This window comes from Shewanella morhuae, assembly GCF_900156405.1.
Taxonomy (GTDB): domain Bacteria; phylum Pseudomonadota; class Gammaproteobacteria; order Enterobacterales; family Shewanellaceae; genus Shewanella; species Shewanella morhuae.
The window spans coordinates 108,215-128,112 of record NZ_FTNN01000004.1 but is presented as its reverse complement, the minus strand read 5'-3'; the positions used below and the strand labels follow the sequence as shown (position 1 = coordinate 128,112).

Sequence of the window (19,898 nt, the reverse complement as noted above, 5' to 3'; positions counted from 1 at the left end):
AATATAACTATATTTATCTTTGATTTACTCGAACACGTGGCTCACGTACTGATAAAACCGTGGGGCGCTGCCAATTATCGTTGCGTGTTTCTTCATCTATCATTAAACAAATCACCCGTTATGGGCATTACTCTTAGCGGCTAAGGGAGTATAGGTTTACACTAGTGTAGTTTTGTAAATTTGATCACAGTTTACGGGTATTTTGTGAGCGCGATCGTCAGCATTTATTCGTGCAAACATAACCAAGTGATATTTATAAACGGAATGTGAGGTTTTTGCCTCGTCTTTTTTCCATTAAAAACCAAAAAACAATGAGGCAATGTAATATGCGTAAACGCAGTTTATATAGCGTGTTTATTGCTGCTATCGTCGCTGTGGGCGCTTTTAGCATTTATGCTTGGCATCCATCGATGGCACCGATAACGCCACCCGTCAAAGACCAGTTTGCTGCAGATGTGATTGCGCAAGGTAAAGTGCTGGCCGCCGCAGGTTACTGTAGCACTTGCCATACCACGCCAGGTGGATCTCCGTATGCAGGTAATTACGAGATGCACACTGATTTTGGCACTATCTACTCCAGTAATATTACCCCTGACGTTCAGACCGGTATCGGCAATTGGTCAGAAGAAGCATTTATTCGTGCGATGCGAACCGGCGTGAGCCGTGATGGGCACCACTTGCTGCCAGCATTTCCATACGAGCATTTTAATAAGATGACTGATGAAGATATTAAGGCAGTTTATGCTTATATCATGTCGTCAGTCCCAGCTGTTAGTCAGCAAAAAACCGATAACGGTATCCCGTTTCCACTAAATATTCGTTTCTTGCAGTCGGGTTGGAAACTGTTGTTTGCCGACACCACCCTGTTTAAATCGCAAGTCGATGAATCAGCAGAATGGAACCGTGGTGCTTATCTCGCACAAGGCGTTGCTCACTGCGGGGCATGTCATACACCACGTAATGCGCTTGGTGGTGAAAAACGTGACCAAATGTACAGCGGAGCCGCTATTGATGGTTGGATTGCGCCATCGTTGACCGCTAGCAGTAAGGCACCATTGAAGTGGCGCGCTGCTGATTTTGATGAGTACCTACGTACTGGTAATTCTTCTTTCCACGGCAGTGCGGCGGGCCCGATGGCGCCTGTTGTGCATGCGGGTTTATCGGCACTGTCTGATAGTGATCTCAAGGCGATTAGTGTTTATTTTGGCGCACTTGCGGGCAATCACAGTGATAATCCTGCCAGTAGCCCAGAGCTTAAGGCGGCTCTAGAGTCACAACAGCTGCCTGATCCGCGTATTGATAATGGTGCTCGCTTATATGCGATTTCTTGTCAGTCGTGCCATTACAGTAGTAACGAGCTTAACAAAGGGCGCCCACTACTGGCATTAGGCAGTGCACTGCATTTGGATGATCCTACGAATCTTATTAATGTCACGCTTGACGGTTTCCGTGCTAATCAAGGTATCACAGGGGTGGTTATGCCTGCGTTCCGTGACGCATTATCAGATGAAGATATAACTGCGATTGCAACCTATCTACGTCAATCTGCCGGTGAACAACCTTGGCCTAACCTAAAACAAAAAGTGGCTGAGATCCGTCTTCAACCACGCTTTGAACATTAATCACGGGAGAAGTGAGCAATGGCTAAATTTATTTTGAATGGCAAGCCTGTAGCTGCCGATGTAGACGGAGAAACCCCGCTGTTGTGGGTTATCCGTGATGAACTGGATATGACTGGCACCAAATTTGGTTGCGGTATTGGCACTTGTGGAGCCTGTACTGTGCATGTCGGTGGCCGGGCGACGCGCTCTTGTGTGACGCCTATTTCTGCCGTTGAAGGTGCTAGCATTACCACGATTGAAGGCTTATCTGAAACAGGGGCTCACCCATTGCAGATATCTTGGCAGAAACATCAGGTACCACAATGTGGTTACTGTCAGTCTGGGCAAATTATGCAGGCTGCGGCGCTGTTGAAAGACATTCCACAGCCAACGGATGCAGAGATTGATGCAGTGATGAGCGGTAATCTATGCCGCTGCATGACTTATGTGCGTATTCGCGAAGCGATTCACGAAGCTGCTGATTCAATGAAGGAGGCCAGCCATGTCAAGATTGCCTAATAAAAATAAAGATTCTGGCATGACACGCCGAGGTTTTTTAATTGCGATGACCGCAGTGGGTGTGAGTTTTGGTTTTCCGCGTACGTCTTGGAGTGCGATGGACCCTGCTACTGAAGGTGGGGCACTATTACCCGATAACGGCTCGCTGTATGAACCATCATTATGGTATTCGATTGATGCTAAAGGCAAAATCAAGGTCAATATTATTCGCGCCGAAATGGGCCAGCATGTGGGTACCTCCATCGCTCGCATTTTAGCCGATGAGCTAGAAGCCAATTGGGACGATGTAGAAATTGTCCACGTTGATAGTAATAAAAAATGGGGCTTAATGGTCACAGGTGGCAGCTGGTCTGTGTCACAAAGTTGGTCAGTATACCGTCAGGCAGGTGCTGCGGGTCGCACAGCATTACTTGAAGCGGCTGCCAAAAAATGGGCTGTACCTGTGGGTAAATGCCACGCCAGTAACGGCAAAGTTATCTGTGGTAACAAAGAGATTAGCTATGGTGATCTCATTGCCGCAGGGGTGAATCGCCAGTTCACTGAAGCAGAGCTTAAAGCGTTGCCGCTTAAGCCTAATGACGATTTGAAATTAGTTGGCAAGCAGGTAACGTCGCTCGATATCAGCAATAAAACTACCGGTAAGACCGTATTTGGTATTGATGCCAAAATCGACGGTATGGTTTACGCTGCCCCTATTTTGCCGCCGACTCGTTATGGCTCAACTGTGACGGCAATGGATGACTCAGCTGCCAAAGCGGTTAAAGGTTATCAGCAAACATTAGTGCTTGAAGATCCAAGTCAGACGGTACCTGGCTGGCTTGTTGTTATTGCCGACAGCTATTACGCCGCGCATAAAGCTGCTGCGTTAGTCAAAGTCAGTTGGCAAGCAGGCGCTGCGGCTAATGTGTCAGAGGTCGATATTATCAACCACGGCCGTGAGCTGCTAAAAGACAGCAGTAAAGGCGCCATTCTTGATACGGGCGATGTCAACACTGAGCCAGTGTTTAGCCAAGCCGCATCGACTATAGAGTATGAATATCTGACCAGCACTGTGTTACACGCGCAGATGGAACCGCTCAATGCGCTGGTGTTTCAGAACGAAGATGGTATATGGGAAATCCATTCAGGTTGTCAGTGGCAGTCGTTAACGACCTCGGTATTGGCAGCAGCGCTAGGTGTCGCGGAAGATAACATTCTTATTCGCGCTTATATGCTCGGTGGTGGTTTTGGTCGTCGTCTTAACGGTGACTACACAGTGCCTGCCGCGCTGGTGTCTAAAGCTCTGGGGGGCAAGCCGGTTAAGTTGGTGTTTACGCGCGCACAAGATTTGCAGTTTGATAGTCCGCGCTCGGCTTCTGTGCAACAACTGAAAATGGCCTTTAACGCCGATAAAACAGTTATTGCAATGGAACATCATGCAACTGCGGGTTGGCCGACCGAGGTGATGATCCCTGTCTTTATGCCTAAAGGGGTAAATGGTCAATCGTTTGATCCATTCTCTATTGCTGGCGCCGATCATTGGTACAGTGTTGGCGCACAAAAGGTGAGAGCAGTCTCTAACGATCTTGCTAATGCCTCATTCCGCCCCGGTTGGTTGCGTTCAGTTGGCCCAGGGTGGACCAATTGGGCGCTCGAAAGCTTTATGGATGAAGCCGCGCACCATGCGGGTAAAGATCCCTTAGCATTTCGTTTAGCACTATTGACCGCACAAGGCCGTAATGCTGGCAGCGGTCCAATTGCCTCTGGTGGCGCCGCGCGCCAAGCTGCGGTATTGCAAAAAGCTGCCGAGATGATTGGTTGGGGAACTGCTTTACCTGAAGGCAGTGGTATGGGGATAGCCTCGACCTTTGGACAAGAGCGTGATATGCCCACTTGGGTTGCCGTTGCTGCGCAAGTTCGGGTTGATAAAAGCACCGGACTTGTGCATGTAGAAAAACTGCAAGTGGTCGTGGATGCGGGCATTATCGTTGATCCTAATGGCGCGCAAGCCCAGTGTCAGGGTGCTGCTTTATGGGGCTTATCGATGGCACTTTATGAGGGGACTGAGCTGGTTAATGGCAAGTTCAAAGATTCGAATTTTGACAGCTATACACCATTGCGTATTGGCCAAACACCTGCGATCAATGTTGAATTTATCGTCAGCCCTTATGCACCATCAGGCTTGGGTGAGCCGGCGGTCACACCCGTTGCGCCCGCCATTGCTAATGCGATTTATCAAGCCATTGGTGTACGGCTACGTAAAATCCCAATGACTGCGAATGATGTTAAAGCCGCATTGACTAAAGCGTAATCCAAAGGCCCGTAGTTAATGCGGGCCTTATTTATATTCTTATGAAGTAAACGGTAGCGTTAACGCCGTTTACTTTTATACAGGAACTGTTCATGTCGTATCTCTCCCAACCATTAGATGCCAAAGTACTACAACAAGCCGCAATTTGGGTGCAATCCAGCCCAGTATGGCTTTGTACCGTGCTGCATACTTGGGGTTCATCACCGCGTTCACCAGGCTCCTTATTGGTAGCTATGCAAGATGGGCGACAGGTGGGCTCCTTGTCTGGCGGTTGTGTAGAAGATCATTTTATTCGTGAGATAGCGAAAGGTCGCTGGCAACAACCCAGCCAAGTGATCCGTTATGGCGATGGTGAATTGGCACCCGATGTATCACTACCCTGTGGAGGGGTTTTAGAGATATTGGTGGAGTACCTTCCGGCAAGCGAGCAGAGCGTTTTTTATCTACAGCAGCAGCTTAAAGCCGTGCAAGGTTATCAAGCTATGCGGAAACAATTGCGATTGCCTGAAGCCTGTAGCGCGATAGTGCCCGAAGAGTTAACTGGGACTACTGCTATTAGTTACCAACATCCCGACATTGAGATTCGTATTGCCGCCGCGCCGCGCCTGTTAGTGGCCGGTTACTCACCTGTAGCGCATTACTGTTTAGAGTTTGCCCATGCTTTGGGGTTTGAAACTGTGCTGTTGGAGCCACGTGAAAATGTATTGGCAACGCTGGCTGAACAATGTCCACCCAATACGAATGTGATCAACAGCTTTCCTGCAAAATATCTGGAACAACATGGCTGCCATTCTAATACCGCCATAGTCGCCCTGACTCACGATCCGCGCATGGATGACTTAACGATGATGGAAGCGGTTAACACCCCCGCATTTTATATCGGGGCTATGGGTTCAACACGTAACAGCGCCAAACGCCGTGAACGTTTAGAACGTATTGGTGAGCTGACAAAAGATCAATTATTACGTATTCATGCACCGATAGGATTAGCTATTGGCAGTAAAACTCCGGCAGAAATTGCCCTAGCGATATTAGCCGATATTGTGCGAGTCAAAAATCTGGGCACACTTTCAACCCGCCCCTTGCTTCTGGGTACGTTAGAGCAACAGCTAAGCACTGGTGTCGACAGCGGCTCTAGTTGCATGATCTAATTGTTTTTAAATGCCCAAAATTTTGTCATTCACTCAATATCCCGTCAGTTCCATATACCCTGTGCCAGTATGGCTGCCAGAGAGTAGTACTGGGCCTTCCCAATAGGGTGTCGATAATGGCATGGCGCTATTAGGATTAAGTGGGGTGATAGTGAGATTGATATTCTCGCTGGGAATTCTAACCTGCCAACTGACGGGGTAATCGCCATTGACGGTATGTTGCCATTTGAGCGGCGTCATCTGAATGTCATTGGGGTTATCGGTGGAATTGATATTACGCCCCGTGCCATCGGCAAACATTCTTCTGGCGCTATAAAATGCCGAGATAGGGGTATTGGTAGCGGCCTCTGTTGGTGATTGATCCCGTAACTGAAACAACATCAGCGTCGATCCATCGTTTAACCGGAGCGCGAACCAATCCCAACCTTGCTGTGTTTTAGTGAGGAACTGCGAACTCCATTCCCTGTCGAGCCAGCCTTGACCCGTGACTCGCTCAACTTTGCCATTACGGCTAATTTCACCGCTGATTTCAATAAAGGGTTGGCTGTAATAGTAAGATGCGACTTGTCCATCGCGGCTTTTGAGGCTATAGCCGTTATCGCCTTGGTATTGCAGTGGCGCTTGACTATTGAGCTTTAGTTGATAGCTAAAGTCAGGATTTTCTACCGTTAATGTGGCGGGGAATAAGGCATTAGTCTCGCTCTGCCAGCGCCAGTTATCGAGGCGGATTTGATAGGGGTTTAATGTCACATCGGCAAACTCGCTATGACGGCGTGACCATTTTTCGTGGGCAAGGTGAGTCGTGCTTGAAGTGAGTGCGCTGTGGGCCAAATACAGTTGGTCTGTAGCCCAAGTGGATTGGTCTTTAGGCAGCGTATCTTTTATTGATTGCTTGGACGATTTAAGGGCAACTCTAAATTGTGTCCATTGGGCACCGAGTTGCTCTCCTTTTTCGGTAGTTAAATTAGCCGTCAGATACCACCATTCTTGTCGAAAACCATTATGTGTTAAGTGATCGCGCGGGAATTCAAATTTATAGCCAGGAACAACCGGGGTGTATGCCTGGTCATCTTGAGTACCCGAGGTCTTCCCTACCACATTGGCCATCGATTTTGGCTGAGTGTTCTGCATTGACGGCGCTTTATCGCAGCCGCCGATAAGCATTAAGCCAATGGCAGCCCATAACATACACTTCAAATTAAGAGCCTTCATCACAGGGTCTCCTGTTGCAGACTGGCGACGAGAGGTTTGCGGGTTTGCCAATACAGTGGCAAGAGCACGGCTAATGTACAGGTGGCTAAAGCAATCAATATAGCATGGCCATAGGCTTGCCAATCCCAAATCATTTTTATCGTCCAACCAAAGGCTTGCAAGGTGATCTTGTTAATCAGCAAGTAGCCTAGCAGCGCGCCCGTTGGCATAGCGAGTAGGCAAGTAATCAGCACCACAATCAACATTTGCATAAACACCATGCCGCGCAGCGCATTACGACTAACGCCTAAGGAATACAAACGCGCCAGTGGCGCTTGTCTTGCCTGCGTCAACATTAAGCAGGCACTAAAAAGGCCAATAGCCGCAACAATTAGCGTCAAACTGTTCAGCACTAAGGTAATAGAAAAAGTACGTTTAAACATGGCGATAGCTTGAGTTTTAATCTTAGTTTGGCTGTAAATTTGTGCTTGGGATAAGCCTAGCTCGGCCGCCAATTCAATTTGGAGTTGGTCAAGCGCTGTCTCAGTGATTTTACTGCCTTGCTTATCACCGTGAAAACTCGCCGCTAAACTGATGGGCAGTAGCGGCAATTGCGCTTGTTGCCAAAGTGGCTGGCTGATAATGACCTCGTTGCGGGTATTACCATGGTCATAATAAATACCGCCGATAATCGCTTGGCTGTTACCGGTTTTTGCGAGCGCATTTAATGACACATTGTCACCCAGTTTGAGCTGGTATTTGAGGGCAAGGGGTTCACTCACTAAAATAACGTGGGCGTTAAAGTAGGATTGCCACAGTGTTGGTAGGCTTTCCTTTAGGGCGCTGGTGTGACGAACCGAATAATCATCGCGGCTGAGTAGACTGACGGGAATCGTCTGTTCGCTCGCATTCTTTGCAGATGCAGGCAGTGAAAGTTCGGCTTCAATTTGCCACTGTTGATACAGGCCGCTAACTCTAGTGTCATGCATCAGCTGGGTTTGTATGGTATCGATACGCTGACTCGGTGGGCGAATATAAAGATCGGCATGTAAGCGGGTCTCTAACCAAGTGCGCAGGGTTTGTTCAAAACTGCCAACGAGCGTGTTCATCGACACATTGGCGCTTAGCGCCAGCAAGATTGCCATCATAGCTAAGGAGAGCGGCGCGATAAGCTCGCGGGTTTCGGCAAGTAGATATTGCCATAATCCAGGGCGTGCCAAGGGCATTAAGGCGCTGACGCCCCAATGTAATAGTTGTGGCAACAGTAGCGGGATAGCGATAGTGACGGTACCGAGTAACACTAAGCTGATGTTGTAGCTTTGGCTGAAGGGAAACAACAACGCCGCTATGCCCAACAGACCACAAGCTGAGGCAAATTGAATACTGTGTGTTTTGCGGTGCGCCTGCATCTGCTGATAACGGTTCGCCCCTTGTGCCAGCGCTTGGCGCGTGAGATCTCGATATAAGGGTAAACAAGCGGCGAGGGCGGCAGCTAAGGTGAGTGCAATCGCCTCAAAAAGCCAAGTCCATTGCCAAATCCCGGGCAGCAAGTGGGCACCATACATTTGCTCTAAGGTCATGGCGACCATAGGTTGCAGCCAGTGGCTAAGCTGTAAGCCACTGATAAAACCCAAACTTGAGCCTATGACCACCAGCAAGACTAATTCAAGCATCAGCGCTGTCATTAAAGCGCGGCGCTCAATTCCCTGCTGTAATAACTGCACTAACAGTTTTTGCCGTTTCATTAGGCTGTAGCGCACACCGTTGTAAGCGATAAACAGGCCGACAACGAAGGCTAACATACTCATGGCATTGAGATTAAGATGAAAACTGCGGGTTAGGGCTACCAGTGCTTGGCCTTGATCTTGTTGGCTAAAACTGGCCTTTTGCGGCGTAATTCCTAAGGCATCGAGCTGGGATTTTAGTTGAGGTAGGTCTGCTCGTTCACTGAACATAGCGATATAACTGAGCTGGCCTTGCATATTCAATAATTGCTGGGCGAGTGAGATATCCGCCAAAATAGCACTGCCTAGACCAAAGCTGTCGTCAATACTAATGACGTCTAAGCTGCTATTTTCTAAAATAAGTTTACCATCTGACGCTACTTTAGCGGCGAGACTTTGGCTCATGATTACTGTGGGTGCGCCGCTCAGTAGCTCGGCAAGCGGTAAGTGATTCATCTGCGGCGAGGAGGTGGGCGACGTTTCAGCCGAGGCACCATTTTTAGATTGTTGTAGTGTTAATGCGGCAATCAGATCGCTGCCTTCCAGTTGCCAAAACTGCCCATTTTTACCGCTTATTTTGCCATTCACCACGGCGAGACTTTGACTTAATCCGGCAGTTCTTAAGGCAAAATAAACTGACTCATTTAAGCTGTTTTTCCCAAGTGGCGGCGTAAGTAGTACATCGGCACGCTGGCTCAAAAGCTCAGTTGCGTCGCTATAACTGCGCACCGCATTATCGTTGGTCGCTTTTACTCCAATCAGTAGCGTCACGGCTAAGGCTATACCGAGCAAAATGGCGCCGGCTTGTAATGGCGCATGGCGGTAATGGGCAATAAAGACCTTTAAGCTGAGCCAGGTTAGGGTAAGCGAACGTGACTCAAGTTTTGTTGGAGCCGCCTTAGTGAGCTGTTTATTTTTCATAGATAGCCACTGCGCCTTGGGATAAATGCCAGCGTTTTTGCATAAAAGCGGCGCACTCTTCACTGTGGGTGACCATTAAGATGCTGGTTTGGCTTTCCTGAGCCAGTTCACACAGTAGTGCCATCACTTGTTTACCCGACACATCATCTAGATTACCTGTGGGTTCGTCGGCTAATAGCAGCGTCGGTTTATGAGCTAAGGCACGGGCAATGGCGACCCGCTGTTGTTGACCGCCAGATAGCGCCTCAACTTGTCGATGCAGTAGCGGCAGTAGCCCCAGTTTTTCAACCAGATAATCGCACCAAGCAGACCATGGCTGCGCCGTTAAACTTAAGGGAAAGGCAATATTATCTTTGACGTTGAGTGGCGTGAGTAAATTAAATTGTTGAAACACCACCCCTAAAGAATGGCGTCTGAAATGGCTCCAATCTTTATCCTGCCAATGTGATGTGGACGTTTGGTTGAGTAAAATCTCACCTGAGTCTGGCATTTCAAAACCGGCAATCAAGTTGAGTAAGGTGCTCTTACCGCTGCCGCTGGGGCCTGTGAGGGCGACGGTGTCGCCTCGATTAATTTGCAGGTCGACCGCTTGCAGTACCTGATGATATTGCTCGCCATCGCGAAAGCCCTTAGTAACTTGGTTAAGTTTAGCGACGTCGGCCATTGAGCCACTCCTTCATATCGATTGGCAGTGTGTGAGGTAAGCCGTAAGTATGGCGATAAGTTAGCATTGCAACCTCATGTTTAACATAAAGCATTTTCTATTCAAATAGATACTGGTTTTTCCTGTAATGGGATCATAAACATAACAATTAACTGTAAATCATCATTTGCCGTAAAAATAATCAATTGGATTAAATCTACTCCCAACAGTGGGTAAACGGCTTGAGCTGACGCCGTGTTTGTTGCATTCTGTGCGCCTGCTAGCGTGAGATTGATATTTTAGGCTAGCAATCCGTTCGGATGAAGGTAGCAGGAGAGTGGGGAATTGACCCCACACCGACGAGGCAACTTTGGTTTTATCGAAGCAAATCTTCTGATAAAAACAAAGCACTCTTTCAGGTGCCACAAGGCGAGGACTGTTACTGGACGAGCCTCTGGAGAGACTACCAATTGCACTTAACTTAAAGTGCAGTCAGGTGGCGCCGAAGGCGAAAGTGTCGTGATGTTAAACACTACGACGCGAAACGCTCAGGCAAAAGGACAGAGGAGAGGATGACTGCACAGTCCCTGTCGTTTGTCGTCGTGGGCTATTTTTACCTTTTGCTTGCAATAGCGCATTTTGCCGCCATTAAAAGCACTTGTTTAGGCTACTTGCTTGCAACGCTTTTGGCGTTCAGCGTGGGTGAGTCTAAACCGAGAACAGGCTTAAAATAGTTTGCTATAGCGTCCGACTGCGGCGCGTCACAGCCATTTCTTTTCCTCCTCCGTTTATTAATTTTGTTGTTTAATATTCGAGGAATATCATGAATTTTCAAGCTTTTCTTGCCAGCATTAATGGCATTGTCTGGGGCCCTATCACCTTGTGTTTGCTGGTGGGCACTGGCGTTTATCTCACCGTTCGTCTCAAACTTATTCAAGTGTTTCGCTTACCTATGGCGCTGGGGTTGTTATTTAAACCGGCAAAGGGTCACGGGGATTTATCTTCCTTCGCGGCGCTATGCACTGCATTGTCTGCCACCATTGGTACGGGCAATATTGTCGGCGTGGCGACAGCCATCAAAATGGGCGGTCCGGGCGCGTTATTTTGGATGTGGTTGGCGGCGTTTTTCGGCATGGCGACTAAATATGCTGAGTGCATGTTGGCGGTAAAATACCGCACCACCGATGCCCGCGGGCAGATTGCTGGTGGGCCCATGTATTATATTGAGCGTGGCCTTGGGTTGCCTTGGATGGCAAAATTGTTCGCTATTTTCGGGGTTGGTGTGGCCTTTTTCGGTATTGGTACTTTTGCGCAGGTTAATGCGATTAGTGATGCGCTGACCATCGCCTTTGAGGTGCCAACTTGGCTCACGGCGACGGTACTGACGCTTTTAGTGGCGGCGGTGACATTAGGCGGCGTTAAACGCATTTCTAACGTGGCGCAAAAATTAGTGCCTACTATGTCAGTAGGTTATGTACTGGCGTGTGTGTGGATTCTGGTTGGTTTTTCCGACCAAATCTTACCCGCTTTAGGTCTAGTGATTGAATCGGCCTTTACACCACTCTCGGCAGCGGGAGGCTTTTTAGGGGCTACGGTGGCACAGGCGATTCAAATCGGTATTGCCCGCGGTGTATTTTCCAATGAATCAGGCCTTGGCAGCGCGCCGATTGCTGCGGCTGCGGCTAAAACCAATGAGCCGGTTGAGCAAGGGTTAGTGAGTATGACGGGCACCTTCTTCGATACCATCATCATTTGCACTATGACAGGCTTAGTGTTGATCATCACCGGCGTATGGAGCGGTGAAACGGCAGGTGCTGCTATGACCAGCGCGGCGTTTGCCCTTGGAGGCTCTGCGATAGTGGGTCAATATGTGGTAACAATAGCGCTTGTGTGTTTTGCTTTTACCACCATCTTAGGCTGGCATTATTACGGTGAACGCTGTTGGTATTACTTAGTCGGTGAGCGTGGACTACGCGGGTATCAAGTGATGTTTTTAGTGCTGATTGCCGGCGGGGGTTTTATCAAGTTAGATGTGATTTGGCTGCTGGCCGATACCGTCAATGGCTTGATGGCAATACCAAACCTGATCGCAATTGTGGGCTTAAGGCATATCATTATTGCTGAAACGCAGAGTTATTTTAGCCGTATTTTACCTAATCGCACCTTAGATACTGTTTATTAATGTTGTTAAAACAATAAATTACTTTGTATATTTTTAGTTTTAACATTGTCGTCACTCGGTTATTCGTTTACTTTATAAGCACTATTTAAAAATAGTGCTTATAAAATCGGAGACGTTAAGGCGGCGTTATGAATAAAAATAAACTTCGTACGTTTCGCAGCAAAATTTTATCTCACATTGCCTTGCCTTTAATTTTAATTATGGCGAGTGTTTATGCAGTAAACGCTTGGTTTAGCTATCAATCATCCGAGGAGCGGCTGTATCACAGCTTGACACAAGAGGTGAACCATTCCGCTTCTCGTCTACAGAATTTACTCGAATACGCACAAGCTAACACTCAAGGTCTTGCAGACTTCATCGGTTTTCTGTCTAGTAAAGAAGACATTAACGATGCAGATAAAGTCAAACGTGTCTTAATTAATCGACTGCAACGTAATCCTGACTTTTTTGGTTCTGCAGTTGCATTCAAACCCAATACCTTCACTACTCGAAAGCTGTTCTCGCCTTATGTTTATCGTGATGGACTCGATAATGGCGAACTGCATTATCTCGATATCGGCGCTGAAGGTTACGATTATACCGATGGTACTTGGGATTGGTGGAGCAACGCCATCAATCTAACTGGTGGTTACTGGACCGAAGCCTATTTTGATAAGGGCGCTGGCAATGCACTGATGGTGACCTATTCTGCTCCTTTTGGCGCAGTGGACCATTATTTTGGCGTGGCCACAGTTGATCTAGCCTTAGAGCGATTGCCTGAGCAATTAGGGGTTACTCCCAATCGTTTAGTGGTTTTAGACGATCAAGGTCGGCTGATATATCACCTCGATAGGGATAAAATATTAGCGAGCAGTTCAGCTGCATGGTTAGATAAAAACAAACCTATAAATGCCGACTTTTGGGCGCTACAGGATAAAGGGCTTGATGGTCAGGTTCGGTTTATCGATGATAAAAATGTAGTGTATCTTGCGAGTATTGCTACCGTTTCAAAGTTGAAGTGGCAAGTGATTGTGTTAGCGCCAGAGCAAGATTTATTTAATTTGTTGTTTGATGAGGTGCTGGCAAGTATTCTCGATTTAAGTTTATTAATACTGTTGTTATTACTGACCTGTTATTTGGCGGCTAAACGGCTGACTCGGCCGTTAGAATTATTAGAAGCGGATATTATGTCCTTTGGACAAGGCAAGTTACAGCAGCTGGCGGTACCTAAAGGTGCGGTGAGTGAGATAGTGACCTTAAGCCATGCTTTTAATCACATGGCGACATTACTGGGTGAACGTGAACAAGCGATTCTCGATTCTCGCGGTAATCGGTTTGCCCGTTTAATTGATGGTATGAGTGATAAATCTTTTTATTGTTCTCTCGCTCCAGACGGTAATTTAGCGCAAGTCAGTGAAGGTGTGACTAAAGTACTAGGTATTTCTCCTGATTTACTGAAACGTAAATATCAACGACTCTTTTCGGTTAACCCTCTTAATGAAAAAAACTGGCAATACACTAATTTGGCTTTAAATGGCGAAAACGTCCCTGCACATCAAGTCGAGATGCTTGACGTTAATGGTCATGTGAAAAGGCTTGATGTATTCATGCAGCCCTTAGTTTCGGATGCGGGTGAATTAATGTCGGTGGAGATGCTATTCACGGATGTGACCGAACAATTCTCGGCGGCGGCTTGGTCAAATGCCGTGCTTGAGGCCGCGCCAGAAGCCATGCTGATTGTTGATAAACAGGGCAATATTGTTTTTAGTAATAGTCGCTGCCAGCAACTGTTTGGTTACGATGCGCAAGCGATGCTGAGTTTGCAGATTGAAACATTAATACCACATGCACATGGCGATAAAAGCCTACTTGAAAAGCGACAATTTATGCGCTCTGGCTTTGATAGTACGATGGCAAGTAATCGCTATGTGCGAGCGATAAAAGCTGATGGCAGTGATTTTACTGCAGAAATTATGTTGAGCATTCTTCCCGCTGATATCGATGGCAACAGGCAAGTGGCGGCGTCTATTCGCGACATGACACAAAAGCTCGCTGTAGAACAAAAAATCCGTGATAGCGAGCAACGTTTTCGTGGATTGGTAACCAATATTCCTGGCGCGGTATATCGCACTCGTCTTGGCGCAGTATGGGTAATGGAATATGTAAGTGACAATATTGCTGAAATTACTGGTTATGCCGCGAGCCAGTTTATTGATAATAGCCAGCGCACTTATTCTTCGTTAATTTTAGAAGAAGATAGAGTCCTGTGTTATCAACATATCGATGCTGCTTTAGCGCAACAAGAAACCTTTGAAGTGGAATATCGCATCCGTCATCGTGACGGTAGCATTCGTTGGGTACATGATAAAGGTAAGGCAAGTTACACCGAAAATGGCAGTACTCTGTGGTTTGACGGTAGCATCGATGATATTACTGCGAGTAAGTTTGCCTTAGAGCAATTAGAGGCATCGCGGCTGCAATTGGCCAATATTACCGAGACGATTCCTTGCACTGTGTATCAATTATTATGGCATTCGGCATCAGAACGTCGATTTGCTTTTTTGTCTAGTGCAGCGATAAAAATGTTTGGGCAGTCCCGTGATGAGTTAATTAACGACTTTAACATGATCTCGGAGCGAATTTTCGACGAGGATCGCTCGGATGTTGTGCAGGCGCTTTCGGGCCTGAGCAGCGATAAGTTGCAATGGATCCGTGAGTTCCGCTATCGCCATCCTAACGGCTGCATATGTTGGATGGAAGCGGGAGCCAGTGGGAATATAGGTACTGATGGGGTGATTACTTGGAATGGTTATGTGATGGACATAACCCAACGTAAAACCATGGAGCAAGAGTTAGCGCTCAGCGAGGCACACTTTAAGGCGCTGTTCGATGGGGCGACAATTGGCATAGTTAATGTGGATATCAAAGGCGTTATTTTAGATTGTAATGACCAATTCTGCGCCGATATGACACGCACCCGTGATGACTTATGCCAGAGCACGATTTTTGAGTTATTCAGTGCAGAAGATAAAGTCATCGCTAAGATGCAATTTACACAATTAACCGCTGGTAAAATTAGCCATTATCGTGCTGAGAGAAGCTTTATTCGCCCCACGGGTGAAACGCTATGGATGACAGTTAATGTATCCGCGCTGGTAGATGTTGACGGTCATTTTGATTCGGCCGTCATCAGTATGGTTGATATGACAGAGCTTAAATTGCTCTCCGAACAATTGTTACAAGCTAAAGAACAAGCCGATGCTGCCAATAAGGCTAAGAGTGACTTTTTAGCGAATATGTCCCATGAAATACGCACGCCGATGAATGCCATTATTGGCATGTCTCAATTATGCCTGCAGACTGAGCTCGATAAAAAACAAAAAAACTATGTAGAGAAAATCGAGCGAGCCTCAAAATCTTTACTTTCAATCATTAATGACATTCTCGATTTTTCTAAAATAGAAGCGGGTAAGTTAGAAATCGATGCCGTGTCATTTCAGCTTGATACCCTACTTGAAGATCTCAGTGATATGTTTGCCGAAAAAGCGGCGCATAAACAGCTTGAGCTGTTATTTGCTGTTGCTCCTAATGTGCCTCGGTACTTATACGGGGATTCGCTGCGTTTAAGTCAAGTGTTGATAAATTTGGTGAATAACGCGATTAAATTTACCGAGCGAGGCGAAGTATTACTGTCGCTGAATTTAGTCGAGCAACAAGATGATGATGTGACGTTACGTTTTAGCGTGCGCGACACCGGTATTGGTTTAACCGCTGAGCAGCAGGATAAATTGTTTACCTCCTTTAGTCAGGCCGATACCTCAACTACCCGTAAATATGGTGGCACAGGTTTAGGCCTTGCCATCTCTAAACAGTTAGTCGAGCTAATGGGCGGTACCATAGGCGTTGAGAGTCAGCTTGGTCATGGCAGTAATTTCTATTTTACGGTGAAGTTACAAATCGCTGATGGTCAAAAACTGGTACTTGAGCAAGAGTTAGAAGGCATGTCGGTGCTGGTGGTGGATGATAATGCTACCGCTCGGGACATTATGCGTACCACACTCGAAAGTATGGGGTTTAGCGTTGATACCGTACGTAACGGCGAAGAAGCCGTGATTCGTTGCGCTCAGCAAACTTACGCCGTGGCGTTAATTGATTGGAAAATGCCAGAGATGGACGGGATAGAAACCGCTCATAAAATCCAATTGCAAGCTCAATCGCGGGCTCTGCCTGAGCCTAAAATTTTGATGGTATCAGCCCACGCTAACCATGACTTCCTCACTCAGATTGAGCAATTAGCATTGGCGGGATACATCAGTAAACCCATCAGCGCCTCACGTTTACTCGATGGCATTATGAATGCGGTTGGTCGCAGCGGTTTACTGCCAGTTAGGCGCAGTAGTGAGGAGTTAGACCTTCAATTATTATTACCACTACAAGGAAAACGCATTTTATTAGTCGAAGATAACGAGATGAATCTTGAAGTGGCGAGCGAGTTTTTAGAGCAAGTCGGTATTATTCTCTCGATTGCGACGAATGGTCAAATCGCCTTAGATAAACTGGCTCAACAGTATTTTGATCTGGTCTTAATGGATTGCCAAATGCCGGTGATGGATGGTTATCAAGCCACTCAAGCCATAAGAAAAATCCCCCAATTTGCTGATTTACCCATAGTCGCCATGACGGCTAATGCGATGGCTGGCGACAAGGAAATGTGCATCATGGCAGGCATGAACGACCATATTGCGAAACCCATCGATGTGAATGTGCTATATCAAACATTACTAAAATATCTTGCGCCCTCGAATAACGGTTCTACCACCGAAGGTGCCGTCACCCCAGAACAAACAATAATATCGAAGCGGTTGTATGAATCTGTAAAAAACATAGAAAAAGCACGGTTATTTAAGTGGCCAGAACACCCAGAGCTAGATATTGATCGAGGTTTACAGCTAGTACAGCATTCGTCGCGGCTTTATCAACGTATTTTCGAGCGTTTTGTGATGAGCCAGCGCGATGTGGTGGCGAGAATTCAACAAGCTATTGCTGCGGAACAGTACGACGATGCCGTACGTATTGCTCATACTTTAAAAGGCTTAGCGGGTAATTTAAGTTCACCTAAGTTAGTCGAGTTAGCACGTTTATTGGAGTTACATTTAACTGAAAAGACGCCCTTTGACGATGAGCTTGCACAAATTCAACTATTAGTGAGTTCTATCTGCGATGCAATCGAAAGCGCTATGCCTGCAACGGCTAATCAGCTTGAACCACAAACGGCTGATTTATTATCTAATGAAAATTTGAAGGCCGAATTACATGCCCTGCGCCAAAGTCTCGATGAGGCTGATGCTAATGCAGTCGCTAAAATTGAGGCGTTAAAGCCCCAAGTCAGCTGTGCAATGTGGCAAGCGTTAAATCCAATATTGTCTATGATTAATCAATATCGGTTTGATGAAGCTATCGACTTAATTGATGATGCTCTTAGTCAGCTAGACTAAAAGAGCCACACCGTGAATGATCAATAAATAAGATAGATTGGAGTTGTTAATGGATAAGGCAACAGTATTAATCGTCGATGACACACCGGAAAATATCGATATTTTAGTCGGCATATTAAGTGATGATTACAAAATCAAAGTGGCGATTGACGGACCAAGAGCGTTAGCGCTGGTAGCAAAATCTCGGCCTGATTTGATTCTGCTCGATGTCATGATGCCGGGGATGAATGGTTATGAGGTCTGCAAGCTACTTAAGCAAGATCCGCTGACTAGCCATATTCCGGTGATATTTGTGACCGCCTTATCTGAGGTGGCTGATGAAACTCAAGGTTTTGCACTAGGTGCCGTGGATTACATCACCAAACCGGTGAGTGCAGCTGTCGTTAAAGCGCGCGTTAAGACACACCTTGCTTTGTATGATCAAAAACGCCTCCTTGAACAACAGGTTAAAATTCGTACCCAAGAGTTAGAAGCCACTCGTTTTGAGATTATTCGCCGGCTTGGGCGTGCAGCTGAATATAAAGACAACGAAACAGGATTGCATGTGGTGCGTATGAGCCACTATGCCCGTCTATTGGCTATTAAATTAGGCTTACCGGATACTTTCTGTGACTTGATCTTTAACGCCGCCCCGATGCACGATATTGGTAAAATAGGCACACCTGACGCCGTATTGAAAAAGCCGGGCAAACTCAATGCTGAAGAATGGGCGATCATGCAGCAACACGCTGTGATTGGTGCTGAAATCATTGGTGAGCATGATGATCCTTTATTAAAAATGGCTCGCCGCATTGCTTTAACTCACCATGAAAAATGGGATGGTTCAGGGTATCCCTGTGGCTTGGCCGGTGAGGATATTCCTCTTGAAGGGCGTATTGTCGCAGTTGCGGATGTGTTTGATGCGCTGACATCACAACGGCCTTACAAACCGGCTTGGACTATTGAAGCGACCATGGAATTATTTGAAAGCGAAGCGGGAAAACACTTCGATCCTAAGTTAGTAGCAGAGTTCAAACAAATCTTGCCACAAGTCATCGAAATTCGAGACACGCATTTAGAGTATTGAGTGGCAATTGAAGAAACTAAAGGCGCCAATGGCGCCTTTAGTTTTTCATTAAATCAAAGCCTTATGCTTCTTCTAATGAGTAGGGTAGGGCTTGAATCGTTAGGCTTGAGTGTTCATCGCCAGCAAAACGCAGTTTAGTGTCATTTTCGGTATCATTGGCCAGCACAGCGGTTAATAACACTTGGTTACCGCGTTGTACAAACTCAATAATCTGACCGCCTCGACGAAAGCCGTCTTCTAGGGCAATTTCTAAACCTGATTCTAAGCTAATTCGCAGTTCTGTGTGACCACGCAAAATATATAGGGCGCGCTTATTACCACCACGATATTTCATCCGTGCGATAGTCTCTTGCCCCATATAGCAGCCCTTGTTGAAGCTAATACCGTTGATCGCTTGCAGATTACACATTTGCGGCACGTACTGACCAGCATGGCTGGCGGCAAGGTTTGGATAACCAGCTGCAATTTCTAACGCTTGCCATGCATGGGCATCAAATACACTGAGTTTTGATTGAGTCACTAAGGTTGATGCAGCATCAGGGCTGAGCATTAATATAAAACGCTCAGCGTCTTTTAAAATTGCGCCATGCTCAATGATTGTGAGCTCTTGATTTATTTCACCAAAATGCTCAGTGATAAATTGGCTTGCTTGTTCTCCAGCAACACCCAGTAGTGTCCACTCACCACTGGCATCACTTAGGGTTGCCTTGCTAAATACGGCATATTTTTGCAGTTGTGGTAAATCTACCGCGATGGTGTCTCTTGGCATTAACATAAACAGTGCATCTTTAATGGCAAAAGTTCTGAAGCTGGCCAGCATCTTACCTTTGGGATCGCAATGTGCGCCCCAGCGCCATTGGTCGGCAGTTAATGAGGTGATGTCGGTGGTCACCTGACCATGTATGAAACTGCGGCCTTGCTCGCCAACCACTTTGATAAGGCCAAGGTGAGATAAGTTAGCTAGCATAAGTGGAGGCAAAGAAGCATCCAGATCCCAATGGGGCGTAGAAACTGAAATAGTCATAGCGAGATCCTGAAAATGAAGACGATGAGAGGCTAGATTGTAACGGAATTCCTGCAGGCTCAACAGCATAAGGCGCACATATCTGTGAATGATATGCGCGCCTTAATATAGA

12 protein-coding genes and 1 riboswitch are annotated in these 19,898 nt (G+C 46.7%); of the genes, 8 read left to right on the top strand and 4 right to left on the bottom strand.

The window, feature by feature from the left end:
• The first annotated feature begins 326 nt into the window (after window positions 1–326).
• The 4 genes from BW947_RS06520 (at window position 327) to BW947_RS06505 (ending at window position 5,561) form a co-directional block, all read left to right on the top strand.
• Window positions 327–1,622, top strand: a complete 1,296-nt coding sequence (locus tag BW947_RS06520) for a cytochrome c (RefSeq protein ID WP_076497721.1) — start codon at window positions 327–329, stop codon at window positions 1,620–1,622.
• Between the two features lie 18 nt (window positions 1,623–1,640).
• Window positions 1,641–2,120 (top strand): (2Fe-2S)-binding protein, encoded by a 480-nt coding sequence (locus tag BW947_RS06515; RefSeq protein ID WP_076497719.1) that lies wholly within the window; start codon window positions 1,641–1,643, stop codon window positions 2,118–2,120.
• Window positions 2,104–4,410, top strand: a complete 2,307-nt coding sequence (locus BW947_RS06510; protein ID WP_076497717.1) for a xanthine dehydrogenase family protein molybdopterin-binding subunit — start codon at window positions 2,104–2,106, stop codon at window positions 4,408–4,410. The genes BW947_RS06515 and BW947_RS06510 overlap by 17 nt, the downstream gene beginning before the upstream one ends.
• 92 nt (window positions 4,411–4,502) lie before the next feature.
• Window positions 4,503–5,561 carry an XdhC family protein gene (locus BW947_RS06505; protein WP_076497715.1) on the top strand — a complete coding sequence of 353 codons (1,059 nt, stop codon included), beginning with the start codon at window positions 4,503–4,505 and terminating at the stop codon, window positions 5,559–5,561.
• A 33-nt stretch (window positions 5,562–5,594) separates the two neighbouring features.
• Here the strand turns inward: BW947_RS06505 and BW947_RS06500 are convergent, their stop codons facing one another.
• From BW947_RS06500 to BW947_RS06490, 3 genes are read right to left on the bottom strand one after another with little or no spacing between them, the layout of a single operon-like run.
• Window positions 5,595–6,773 (bottom strand): lipocalin-like domain-containing protein, encoded by a 1,179-nt coding sequence (locus tag BW947_RS06500; protein WP_076497713.1) that lies wholly within the window; start codon window positions 6,771–6,773, stop codon window positions 5,595–5,597.
• A complete protein-coding gene (locus tag BW947_RS06495; RefSeq protein ID WP_076497711.1) occupies window positions 6,773–9,397 on the bottom strand; it encodes an ABC transporter permease in 2,625 nt (874 codons plus the stop codon). The genes BW947_RS06500 and BW947_RS06495 overlap by 1 nt, the downstream gene beginning before the upstream one ends.
• The gene (locus BW947_RS06490; RefSeq protein ID WP_076497709.1) at window positions 9,387–10,061 is read right to left on the bottom strand and encodes an ABC transporter ATP-binding protein; all 675 of its coding nucleotides are present in this window, start codon (window positions 10,059–10,061) and stop codon (window positions 9,387–9,389) included. Before BW947_RS06490 ends, BW947_RS06495 begins: the two co-directional genes overlap by 11 nt.
• Before the next feature lie 423 nt (window positions 10,062–10,484).
• A riboswitch (glycine riboswitch) is annotated at window positions 10,485–10,614 on the top strand.
• Here BW947_RS06490 and BW947_RS18700 point away from each other — a divergent pair.
• From BW947_RS18700 to BW947_RS06475, 4 genes are all read left to right on the top strand, one after another.
• A complete protein-coding gene (locus tag BW947_RS18700) occupies window positions 10,613–10,774 on the top strand; it encodes a hypothetical protein (protein WP_159436980.1) in 162 nt (53 codons plus the stop codon). It overlaps the preceding riboswitch by 2 nt.
• Before the next feature lie 89 nt (window positions 10,775–10,863).
• Window positions 10,864–12,222 carry an alanine/glycine:cation symporter family protein gene (locus BW947_RS06485; RefSeq protein WP_076497707.1) on the top strand — a complete coding sequence of 453 codons (1,359 nt, stop codon included), beginning with the start codon at window positions 10,864–10,866 and terminating at the stop codon, window positions 12,220–12,222.
• Window positions 12,223–12,350: 128 nt separating this feature from the next.
• Entirely contained in the window at window positions 12,351–17,696 is a 5,346-nt protein-coding gene (locus tag BW947_RS06480; protein ID WP_076497705.1) for a PAS domain S-box protein, read from the top strand.
• A 49-nt stretch (window positions 17,697–17,745) separates the two neighbouring features.
• Complete coding sequence (locus BW947_RS06475) at window positions 17,746–18,762, top strand: response regulator (protein ID WP_076497703.1); 1,017 nt, start codon at window positions 17,746–17,748, stop codon at window positions 18,760–18,762.
• A gap of 61 nt (window positions 18,763–18,823) precedes the next feature.
• On the opposite strand, the gene ygfZ is transcribed toward BW947_RS06475, so the two are convergent.
• A complete protein-coding gene (ygfZ, locus tag BW947_RS06470) occupies window positions 18,824–19,786 on the bottom strand; it encodes a tRNA-modifying protein YgfZ (RefSeq protein WP_076497702.1) in 963 nt (320 codons plus the stop codon).
• Between the last annotated feature and the right edge of the window lie 112 nt (window positions 19,787–19,898).

Bases quoted from the DNA above. Each gene is read 5' to 3' on its own strand.
- BW947_RS06490 (WP_076497709.1), bottom strand. From the start codon at position 10,061: ATGGCCGACGTCGCTAAACTTAACCAAGTTACTAAGGGCTTTCGCGAT.
- BW947_RS06475 (WP_076497703.1), top strand. From the start codon at position 17,746: ATGGATAAGGCAACAGTATTAATCGTCGATGACACACCGGAAAATATC.
- BW947_RS06480 (WP_076497705.1), top strand. From the start codon at position 12,351: ATGAATAAAAATAAACTTCGTACGTTTCGCAGCAAAATTTTATCTCAC.
- BW947_RS06505 (WP_076497715.1), top strand. From the start codon at position 4,503: ATGTCGTATCTCTCCCAACCATTAGATGCCAAAGTACTACAACAAGCC.
- BW947_RS06495 (WP_076497711.1), bottom strand. From the start codon at position 9,397: ATGAAAAATAAACAGCTCACTAAGGCGGCTCCAACAAAACTTGAGTCA.
- BW947_RS06500 (WP_076497713.1), bottom strand. From the start codon at position 6,773: ATGAAGGCTCTTAATTTGAAGTGTATGTTATGGGCTGCCATTGGCTTA.
- BW947_RS06485 (WP_076497707.1), top strand. From the start codon at position 10,864: ATGAATTTTCAAGCTTTTCTTGCCAGCATTAATGGCATTGTCTGGGGC.
- ygfZ (WP_076497702.1), bottom strand. From the start codon at position 19,786: ATGACTATTTCAGTTTCTACGCCCCATTGGGATCTGGATGCTTCTTTG.
- BW947_RS06515 (WP_076497719.1), top strand. From the start codon at position 1,641: ATGGCTAAATTTATTTTGAATGGCAAGCCTGTAGCTGCCGATGTAGAC.
- BW947_RS06510 (WP_076497717.1), top strand. From the start codon at position 2,104: ATGTCAAGATTGCCTAATAAAAATAAAGATTCTGGCATGACACGCCGA.
- BW947_RS18700 (WP_159436980.1), top strand. From the start codon at position 10,613: ATGACTGCACAGTCCCTGTCGTTTGTCGTCGTGGGCTATTTTTACCTT.
- BW947_RS06520 (WP_076497721.1), top strand. From the start codon at position 327: ATGCGTAAACGCAGTTTATATAGCGTGTTTATTGCTGCTATCGTCGCT.